General features: G+C 45.1%; 10 protein-coding genes. 1 reads left to right on the forward strand and 9 read right to left on the reverse strand.

Going from position 1 to position 8892, the window contains the following annotated elements; genetic code table 11:
• The 9 genes from VIN08_RS19240 to VIN08_RS19280 all read right to left on the reverse strand — a co-directional run.
• The coding region (locus VIN08_RS19240; RefSeq protein ID WP_331968361.1) for a CheR family methyltransferase at positions 1–407 on the reverse strand (407 nt) is incomplete at its 3' end.
• 48 nt (positions 408–455) lie between these two features.
• Positions 456–2111 (reverse strand): HAMP domain-containing methyl-accepting chemotaxis protein, encoded by a 1656-nt coding sequence (locus VIN08_RS19245; RefSeq protein ID WP_331968364.1) that lies wholly within the window; start codon positions 2109–2111, stop codon positions 456–458.
• A 58-nt stretch (positions 2112–2169) separates the two neighbouring features.
• Complete coding sequence (locus VIN08_RS19250) at positions 2170–2661, reverse strand: chemotaxis protein CheW (protein ID WP_331968367.1); 492 nt, start codon at positions 2659–2661, stop codon at positions 2170–2172.
• The gene (locus VIN08_RS19255; RefSeq protein WP_331968370.1) at positions 2645–4684 is read right to left on the reverse strand and encodes a chemotaxis protein CheA; all 2040 of its coding nucleotides are present in this window, start codon (positions 4682–4684) and stop codon (positions 2645–2647) included. Before VIN08_RS19255 ends, VIN08_RS19250 begins: the two co-directional genes overlap by 17 nt.
• A complete protein-coding gene (locus tag VIN08_RS19260) occupies positions 4681–5046 on the reverse strand; it encodes a response regulator (RefSeq protein ID WP_331968373.1) in 366 nt (121 codons plus the stop codon). The genes VIN08_RS19255 and VIN08_RS19260 overlap by 4 nt, the downstream gene beginning before the upstream one ends.
• Positions 5047–5048: 2 nt before the next feature.
• Entirely contained in the window at positions 5049–5351 is a 303-nt protein-coding gene (locus tag VIN08_RS19265; RefSeq protein ID WP_331968375.1) for an STAS domain-containing protein, read from the reverse strand.
• Between the two features lie 9 nt (positions 5352–5360).
• Entirely contained in the window at positions 5361–6077 is a 717-nt protein-coding gene (locus VIN08_RS19270; protein ID WP_331968378.1) for a hypothetical protein, read from the reverse strand.
• 8 nt (positions 6078–6085) lie between these two features.
• The gene (locus VIN08_RS19275; RefSeq protein WP_331968380.1) at positions 6086–7483 is read right to left on the reverse strand and encodes a PAS domain S-box protein; all 1398 of its coding nucleotides are present in this window, start codon (positions 7481–7483) and stop codon (positions 6086–6088) included.
• Between the two features lie 12 nt (positions 7484–7495).
• Positions 7496–7801 (reverse strand): hypothetical protein, encoded by a 306-nt coding sequence (locus VIN08_RS19280; RefSeq protein ID WP_331968383.1) that lies wholly within the window; start codon positions 7799–7801, stop codon positions 7496–7498.
• A 162-nt stretch (positions 7802–7963) separates the two neighbouring features.
• Between VIN08_RS19280 and VIN08_RS19285 the strand changes: the two genes are divergently transcribed.
• The gene (locus VIN08_RS19285; RefSeq protein WP_331968386.1) at positions 7964–8656 is read left to right on the forward strand and encodes a LytTR family DNA-binding domain-containing protein; all 693 of its coding nucleotides are present in this window, start codon (positions 7964–7966) and stop codon (positions 8654–8656) included.
• The last annotated feature ends 236 nt before the right edge of the window (positions 8657–8892 follow it).

An 8892-nucleotide genomic window follows, 5' to 3' on the forward strand; every position in this document is an offset into this window, starting at 1 on the left:
GCTATAGTATAGGGCTCTTCACCGGTAGAGCAGGCTGCACTCCATATTCGAAAGGGCTTGCGGCCATGATGCTGTTTATGATATGCCGGCAGAATGGTAGACGTAAGATAATCGAAGTGGTGAGGTTCCCGGAAGAAATCCGTTTTGTTGGTAGTCACCACATCGATCATGTGTACCAGCTCATGTTCTATACCTTCGTCTGTTGCGAGATACCCGATATACTCTTTAAAAGAACGAACTCCCAATGCACGCAGTCTTTTGGCAAGCCTGCCCTCCAGCATAATTTTTTTGGTGGGCGGCAGATGTATACCGCACGTAGAGTATACCAGCCTGGCCAATTGATTGAACTCGCCCGTAGAAAGGCGTGCGTGGTTGAAATCAATAGGCGAGCTGCCGGTAACTGACATCTATAGAGATATTAAAATATATATACTTTTTTTATATGTGGTATAGCATTAGAATTTTTCGTAGTCAGCATCGAGCGCATCATCCTTGTTCAGGTCGAGCAGTATACCTTTCTCGCCATTCGGTTTTATCTTGTCGCTGCCTTTGCTATGGAAGAAACGTTTCGGAGCGCGTGCCTGTGTTTTTACTGCCGCTGTTCGCTGGTGTTTATCGATCTTGAAGAATGATATAGTCTCGCGTAAGTGCTCTGCCTGGCTGGCAAGTTCTTCAGCACTCGAAGCGATCTCTTCTGCACCCGCAGCATTCTGTTGTATAACTTTATTGAATTGCTGTATTGCTCCATTGACTTGTTCGGCACCGCTGTTCTGTTCCTGGCTCGCAGCGGCAATCTCCTGTACAAGCTTTGCTGTATTCTGAATGTTCGGAACGATCTGTTCAAGAAGTTTGCCCGACTTATCAGCAATGGAAACAGAGCTTCGCGACAGATCATTTATTTCTCCTGCGGCTAACTGACTTCTCTCGGCAAGCTTGCGTACTTCGGCAGCTACTACAGCAAAGCCTTTACCATGATCACCGGCACGTGCTGCTTCTACGGCAGCGTTGAGCGCGAGTAAATTGGTTTGTCGTGATATCTCTCCGATGATACCAATCTTCTCAGCGATCTTCTTCATCGAGTCGATCGTTTGATTGACAGAGGCACTTCCTTCCTGCATATCTTCCGCAGCTTTCATCGCTGTCTTCTCAGTCTGCTGCGCGTTATCGGTATTCTGCTGAATATTAGAAACCATCTGCTCCATTGAAGAAGATATTTCTTCAGCTGATGCTGCCTGCTCTTGTGTGCCCTGCGACATCTCTTGCGATGTGCTGCTCATCTGCATACTGGCAGCCGCTATATTATCCGAAGCCGTAACAACAAATGTTAATACCTCTTTCAGTTTTTCAATCATCACTTTGAAGTTATCCAGCAAATCGCCTATCTCATCCTTGAACGTATTGGCTATATCTACCGTAAGATCGCCTTCCGCTACACGCCTGATAGCATCCTTTGCATAGTTGATCGATTTTGAAATAGAAGTAATGATCCATACCGAAACCCCTATAGAAATAAATATACTGCAGATGAGGAGTATCAACATATTGCGTGTAGCCGATGCATATATAGCATCTGCATTGCGCGCAGCTTCATCCATAGCTGCCTGATTCTTTTTTACGATGCCCGATATAGTGCTCACTGCTTCTGTAGCAGCCGAGCGTGCATCTGAGCGTGATATTTCGTAAGCAGCGTTGGAAGTAGAATCGGTATTCTTAAGGCTAAGCGCTTTTATACGGTTGTACGCTTTTTGATATAGCTCCCAGTTCTTGCTGAACTGATCAATGATCTCCTGTCCGCGATCGTCAGATATAGCACGCAGATCATCTACACGACCCAGCATTTCCGTTGCACGATCGCTCACGGCTTTCGAGTATTCATCGAGTTCCTGATCATCGCGCGTAAGAATAAGATCTTTTTCGCGCTTGGTGATGAACTGTATATCTTCTGCAATCTTCATCGCGTATTGCAAGCGCTTGGCATTTACCGTTACAATGGTGTTGAGGCTTCCATTGAGTGTGTTAGCATTGCTGTTGCCCAAAAAATAAATGGCAGCCGACAAGGCGATCAATACGATGAATCCGAAGATCAGCCGGGTCTTGATAGTGAGTTTCATAATTTTATATTTAGGAGTGTAGGATGAGGTATATTTCTTTTGCGGATATAGTATATTTTTAATTCTTGCTTCCGGCAGCTTCTTCCAGTACAAATACTTCTTCGGAAGTAAACACCAGGTCGAGGTTCAGCAGCATGATGAACTGATCGTTCAGCTTTACCATGCCATCGATAAATTCTGATTTATAGCGCGTGCCCATAGAAGGTACAGCCTGTATAGCACTGTTATCGATCTCCATTACCTCTTGCACAGCATCTACTACGGCACCGAGTGTAATGTTCTTGCCGGCCGATGCTATACTCAGCACCAGTATGCAGGAGTTAACGGTATCGCTGGTGGGCGGCAAACCAAACTTGGTACGTGTATCAATAACCGGTAAAACATTACCGCGCAGGTTTACAACGCCACGCATATACTCCGGTGAACGGGGCACTTTGGTAATCTTGGGGATCTCCAGGATCTCCAGCACTTTCCCAACGTTAGCGGCAAAGAGCTCGTCATCCAGCCGGAAGGAGAGAAATGAATTGAGTGTTTCAGCCTGCGTACTCATAGCGTTGTTGATTTTTATAATGATCAATTAGTTTACCGATAAGTTTATTAGGATCGAGCACCAGTGCTACATTACCGTTACCCAAAATGGTTGCTCCCGAAAATTCATTTTGCCTCTGATAAAATTCTCCCAACGGTTTTAACACCGCCTGATACTCGCCCTCAATCCGGTCGAAGACAAGGCCAACCTGCTGCCCGTCATACGATACCAGTATAACCTGGCTCAGTTCCGGTTTATGATCTGTAATAGCAAAGTCGTTGCGCAGGAAGAAGAAGGGCAATCGTTTCTCATCAAGCTGTATCAGTTGGTTAAAGCTTGACTCCAGCGCAGCGGTTTTTACTTCATAACATTTTGCTACAGAGGTGAGCGGCAGTATAAAATCAGTATCACCAATCTTTACCAGCAACCCATCGAGAATGGAAAGTGTAAGCGGCAGTTTGATAATAAAGGTCGTGCCTTCGCCTGCCCGTGTAGCTATATCAATCTCTCCGCGTATATCGCTCACGTTGCGTCTTACTACATCCATCCCTACACCTCGGCCCGATACACCGGTAATAACGGAGGCTGTAGAAAATCCCGGAAGGAAAATGAGATCGGTTAATTCTTTTTCGCTAAGAGCAGCGTGACCATCGATCAAGCCTTTGGCAATAGCTTTCTCTTTTACTTTAGTGAGATCTATACCGGCACCATCATCGGCTATCTCGATAATTACATTTCCACCGGAGTAATAGGAGCGCAACTGTAATTTACCTTTCGGTGATTTATTTCTGCGTTTGCGTTCTTCCGGATTTTCAATGCCGTGATCAATGCTGTTGCGCAGTATATGAAGTAAAGGGTCGGTAAGTTTTTCAATGATCGACTTATCGATCTTGGTGTCCATACCAACAGCAGTGAACTCTATATCTTTATGAAGTTCTTTGGAGAGGTCACTCACCAGTCGTTGAAACCGCACTACTATACTTTCCAGCGGCACAAGGCTCATGGTAAAAGCATTGTCGCGGAGCCTGCGCGTGATCTTCTCTATATTTTCTGAAATATTGGAGAGCTCAGTAGAATCATTCTCACCGGAGAAAAGAGAGAGCCGTGCCTGTGTCGTTACAAGCTCACTCACCAGGTTCATCAGGTCATCGAGCCGTTCGGAACTTACGCGTATACTCGCAGCATTATTTATACCGGCACTGCGTGCTTTATCGGCTTTACTGATTTTCTTTTTAGGATGTGCAGCAAGCGCTTTTATACCTTCATAGCCAAGTGCTGCCGCTACATCACGATTTTGTATTTGTTCGTGTTTGCCAATAGCCGAAAGTATATTTCCATCGGCCAGTGATTTTATCGTGATGTCGCAGTCCGATTCTACGAACATGAATACTTCCTGTATATCTTCTTCTTTTTTTGTAGTAGCGAGTACCACTTCAAAACCCATATAGGAAGTATCAGGCGCTATAGCTGCCAGCTCCGGAATCTGATGGAAGAATGGTAACGCTGTACCTTCGCCCAGCGCCAGCAGGTCGTCTACCAGGTATAGTATATTTGTACCGTTGCGCAGAATAGCCGGGTGCGGAAGTATATAGATATAGTAGCTTCGCTGTTGTGCCGTGTTGGCAGAAGCGGGTGCAGTATTGTTTGCAGTATGATGACTGGTGTGTGCATCTTCCAGCGACAGGATCGCTGTTAGTAATTGCTCATGATTAGCGCGAACACCGGCATCGCCCAGATGCGGGTCCTGCATGAGGTTGCGCAGGTGATCCAGCGTTTTCAGTGTAATGGCCAGCACATTGGCATCCATAGCGCGGGCACCATCGCGTATATCCTGATATATACTTTCGAGGTGATGGGTTATACCGCTTACGGCTTCGAAGCCAAACATACCGGAAGAACCTTTCAGGGTATGCATGGCGCGAAAGATCGCACTGATGCCATGTTCATCCTGCTGGTTTTGTTCCAGCAGCAGCACAGCCTTCTCGATCTCAACAATGAGCTCCTGTGCTTCTCCCAGAAAGATGTCCAGTAATTTTTCAGTCATCGGATAACTTTTTGTACTACTGCCAGTAATTTTTCTGCCACAAATGGTTTCACGATCCATCCTGTTGCACCTGCTGCTTTAGCTTCTTCTTTTTTAGCGGCCTGCGATTCGGTAGTGAGCACAAGTATAGGCACCATGCTATAGGCTTCCATCTTACGGATCTCGCGGATCAGCGCTATACCATCAATGTGTGGCATGTTGAGATCTGTAATAACCAGATTGACTTCGCGGTTATCGAACAACCGCAGGGCATCTTTACCGTCAATTCCTTTTTCAACGGAATACCCGGCACTCTCCAGCGTGAGGCCTACCAGTTCGCGAATGCTCTCGGAATCGTCAATTACTACAATGGTCTTCGACATGTTTATAAAAATTTAGTTACTCCGGTTTTTTCCAACAGGCTCTGCACGGCCGGGCTTTCCGGCAGTGTGATCCTGGATATATAGTTTTGATTCGTTAATGCTTTTCTGAAAAGAAAGATCAACTGTATAGCAGCAGTATCGATCGAGGTTACTCCTTCGAGAGCAAGGTGTGTTTCAGCAGGCGTCTCCAGTATCTCGAGGAGTTTTGCTTTTAGCTGCTGCGCGTGCTGCACGTTCAGATCACCACTGGCACGCAGGGTGATGATCTGGTTATCATGACTTACTTTGAGTTTTACGCGGGCCATATATATACTTTAGAAAATTTCTGTATTGGTTTCGGTGTTGATCTGGCTTAGTGTTGCCTGGTAATGCTGAAAGAGATCTTCCCAGCTGCCGGCCGGCATCTTGTCGAGAAACCACGCCAGCACCACGCGCTCACTCTCCATAGTATATAAAGCGTTCAGCATTTGTATCTGGTCGCCAGTAAAAGGCGGTATAGGCAAATGCCGGATATCGCCAGCAGCTTCTGTAAGCGAAGTAATGGTTTTACGAATGATCTCGCGAATGCGCTCGGTATTACTGAAGAAGGTATGTTCATTCCACGCAATCTTTCCTACTTCAGCAAAATGATCTTTCAGATCGTGTAGTGTAGCATTGATGGAAGAAACAGATTGCAGCAGATCTACTTCAATGGTCATCGACTGAAATATATGCAGGTGAAAAACAGACTCGCGAAAGCTCAGTGCCGATTGTTTTTTGATTACCTGCTTATGTACCGATACAAGATGTTCTACCCGCTGGCAAAATATATCCATATACTGCAGGTCAACAATCATTGCCTCGATACGTGCGCTTATCCCCCCCGTTGGTTTCTCAGTTTGCTGGCTGTTATCGAAGTAATTTTTAAGGATCGTTTTTACCTTTACAAAATCAGCCGTAGTGATGGTGATAAGTTCCTTCAGTTCGCGGTTTACATTTTGCAAAAAATGCTCGGGGTCTTCGTCAATATCGTGTAACCTGTGTTCTTGCATAGAGGTTTTCAGAAGAGGTCGACAGATACTTTTTGAGCAAACAGGGTAAATAAATATTCGCGATCCAGCTTTACACTGGTGGCCGTGAGTAATAGTGACAGCTCATCGCCTTTGCTATCGGTAGTATATATTTCCGTTCGTACAGATACTTCATTGCCGGTGCTGGTGCGGATCACAAACTTGTCGTCATCCTCTTCCTGTATTTTGATCTTCAGTATATCAATGACACTTTTCCCCAATACTTCGTGGCGGGCGTAGCCAAACATCTCTTCGGCAGCGCGGTTCATGTAGCCTATATATCCCTGCTGGTTAAAGCTGATCACGGCATCCATACAACCTTCCAGTATCGCTTCGTTCTTCTTGCGCTCCTGTTCAGCCATGTTCATTGCCTTTTGGGTAGCCACTAACTGGTGACTCAGCTCTTCTTCCTTGCGCACCATTTCCAGTTGTGCGGCTTTCATGTCGAGTAAACTTTGTCGCAGCTCTTCTTCCTGCGATTCTTCCAGCAATTTTCGCGTGCGCTCCTGCGAGCGAAGGTTGGAGAGTTCCAGTGCAATTACTTCACTGGCGCGGGTAATAAATTCAAGCTGGTGCTTTTCAAATTTTTTAAAAGAAGCGAGTTCAATCACACCAAACACTTCATCGCGGTATACCAGCGGTATTACCACTAAGCAACCCGGAGGAGCATCGCCTAGCCCGGACGTTATATGGATATAGTCTGCCGGTATATCGGTAAGCATGGAGATCTGCCGCTCCAGCACACTCTGTCCTACAATGCCATTGCCAATCTCGATTATTACTTTTTCATTGCTGAATTTTCTTCGACCATACGCATACGTGCAGAGTAACTCCAGGTGAGGTGGCTGTACTTCATCTTGTAATGTATAGAATGCTCCCTGGTTGGCTTCCAGGTATTTTATAAGATGGCGCACCAGTTTATAGCCGTACTCCGTAAGGTTTGCGTTGTTCTCGCGTATTTCGTTAATCGATGCTATACCTTGGGCAGCCCATACCCTTCTTTTCTCTTCTACCTTCAGGCTGGCAAGTTTTTTTTTGAGCCTGCGTATAGCTTCTCCGGCTTCGCCATCCAGTTTGCTGTCGTCAAAAGCTTGCTGGTCGTCTTCTCCAATTTTATCCAGTGCATCAATAAGCCGGTGCGTATTTTCCTGCAGGTGCTGGTATTTATATTCTACGGCCTCCAGTAGATCCTGTCCGCTGGAGGAGCCAGTCATTCGTACAATAAAGTCACGAACAGTTTTTTGGAGAGTATATAATTGAACGGAGCATATAATCAATGCCAGCGCAAGAATGCCTGCGGGTATATATACCGGCAGGTTAAGGTATAGCATTCCCGCTGCGGCTGCCACCGGAATCAATAGAAGAAAAATGATACCTGCTCTTCGCATAGACTTTGTTACTTACTGAGATGTGGCATTTATATCGGCTTGCCGGATGATCGCACGCTGGTGGTGTGATCGTTCTGTTTCTGTTTTCTTCTTCGTGTTTCTGCAGGAGAATTTGCCTGAGAATTTTTCACGTGAAGGGTAATTTTTTAACCGGAGGTACTTGTCTTTCAGATTTTTCTGCGGACAACTTTTTCCTATACTCTTTTTCCAACTGGTTAAATCTCCGGATGACGTCTTACATGCTTTACTTCGTGTTTGAACCCTGGTCTTGTTGTGTGTAGCAAAGAGGTTGAATGAATCATATCCAAGTATAATCACACGACTTATCAGGTGTTATTATTTTCGTTGGACGCGGCAGGTTTATAGGTGACTCCAAGAAAATTGGCGATAACTACGGTCGATCTATGGGATAAAGCGGCTGTCTATCTATTTTCTTTTTATATTGACTCCGCTAAAAGATGCCAAAAACTTACATGAAGTATGACCTGCCTGATCCTAGATGATAATGCCATTGCCCGCGATGTTATAGCTCAGCTGGTGGCACAGGAAGATAACCTGGTATTGGCAGCAACATGCAGCTCAGCCCAGGAGGCACTTGATTACCTGAAGAATAATTCCGTTGATCTGATACTCATGGATATAGAGATGCCCCAGATATCGGGTCTTGATTTTCTGCGGAAACTTAAAAAGCGTCCTATTGTAATCATCATTTCTGGTCATGAAAAATATGCTGTATACGGATACGAATTTAATGTTGCCGATTATTTAGTGAAGCCGGTACATCCCGATCGCTTTACAATGGCGATCGATAAAGTGCGAAGCTTGTTGGAAGCCAAATCGCGCGCGTGGGGTGTGCAGAATAAAGATTTTATTTTCATTAAGGATAACAGTGTACTGCAAAAGATAAATTTCACAGATATACTTTGGCTGGAAGCTCAGGGAGATTATGTAAAAGTAAATACTGCCCAGAAATCATTTATGGTGCATGCCACGCTAAAGTCTATTGAAGATAAGTTACCGCCACAACGTTTTATACGGGTACACCGGAGTTTTGTGATTTCGCTGGAGAAAGTTGACCGCATCGAGGAGAATATCATCTATATAAAGAGTAAGGCTATTCCGGTTTCGGATACTTACTGGAAAAATCTCAAGAACAGTCTCGATATACTTTAAAGAATATAGTATCGTCCGGACACAACGATTAAAACAGGATCGTTGTCCGGAGTTTTTCTGGACTCAACGAAAAAAGAAAGGTAAATTTCATTTTACGTTTACCAGTCGTAAACTTTGTTGGCAGTATTTTACTGTGTGTATGAGAAGTAAGCTTAAAAAAAGACAAGCTACCATCATCTTATTGATCGTTGCAACGGTGGTGCTCAACCTGGCCGGTGAGCAGATTACGAGCCGCG

The organism is Ohtaekwangia sp., from assembly GCF_036568665.1.
In the GTDB taxonomy this organism is placed as follows: domain Bacteria; phylum Bacteroidota; class Bacteroidia; order Cytophagales; family Cyclobacteriaceae; genus Ohtaekwangia.

Coding starts and splice junctions, on each gene's coding strand:
- VIN08_RS19245 (WP_331968364.1), bottom strand. CDS start 2,111: ATGAAACTCACTATCAAGACCCGGCTGATCTTCGGATTCATCGTATTG.
- VIN08_RS19250 (WP_331968367.1), bottom strand. CDS start 2,661: ATGAGTACGCAGGCTGAAACACTCAATTCATTTCTCTCCTTCCGGCTG.
- VIN08_RS19255 (WP_331968370.1), bottom strand. CDS start 4,684: ATGACTGAAAAATTACTGGACATCTTTCTGGGAGAAGCACAGGAGCTC.
- VIN08_RS19260 (WP_331968373.1), bottom strand. CDS start 5,046: ATGTCGAAGACCATTGTAGTAATTGACGATTCCGAGAGCATTCGCGAA.
- VIN08_RS19265 (WP_331968375.1), bottom strand. CDS start 5,351: ATGGCCCGCGTAAAACTCAAAGTAAGTCATGATAACCAGATCATCACC.
- VIN08_RS19270 (WP_331968378.1), bottom strand. CDS start 6,077: ATGCAAGAACACAGGTTACACGATATTGACGAAGACCCCGAGCATTTT.
- VIN08_RS19275 (WP_331968380.1), bottom strand. CDS start 7,483: ATGCGAAGAGCAGGTATCATTTTTCTTCTATTGATTCCGGTGGCAGCC.
- VIN08_RS19285 (WP_331968386.1), top strand. CDS start 7,964: ATGACCTGCCTGATCCTAGATGATAATGCCATTGCCCGCGATGTTATA.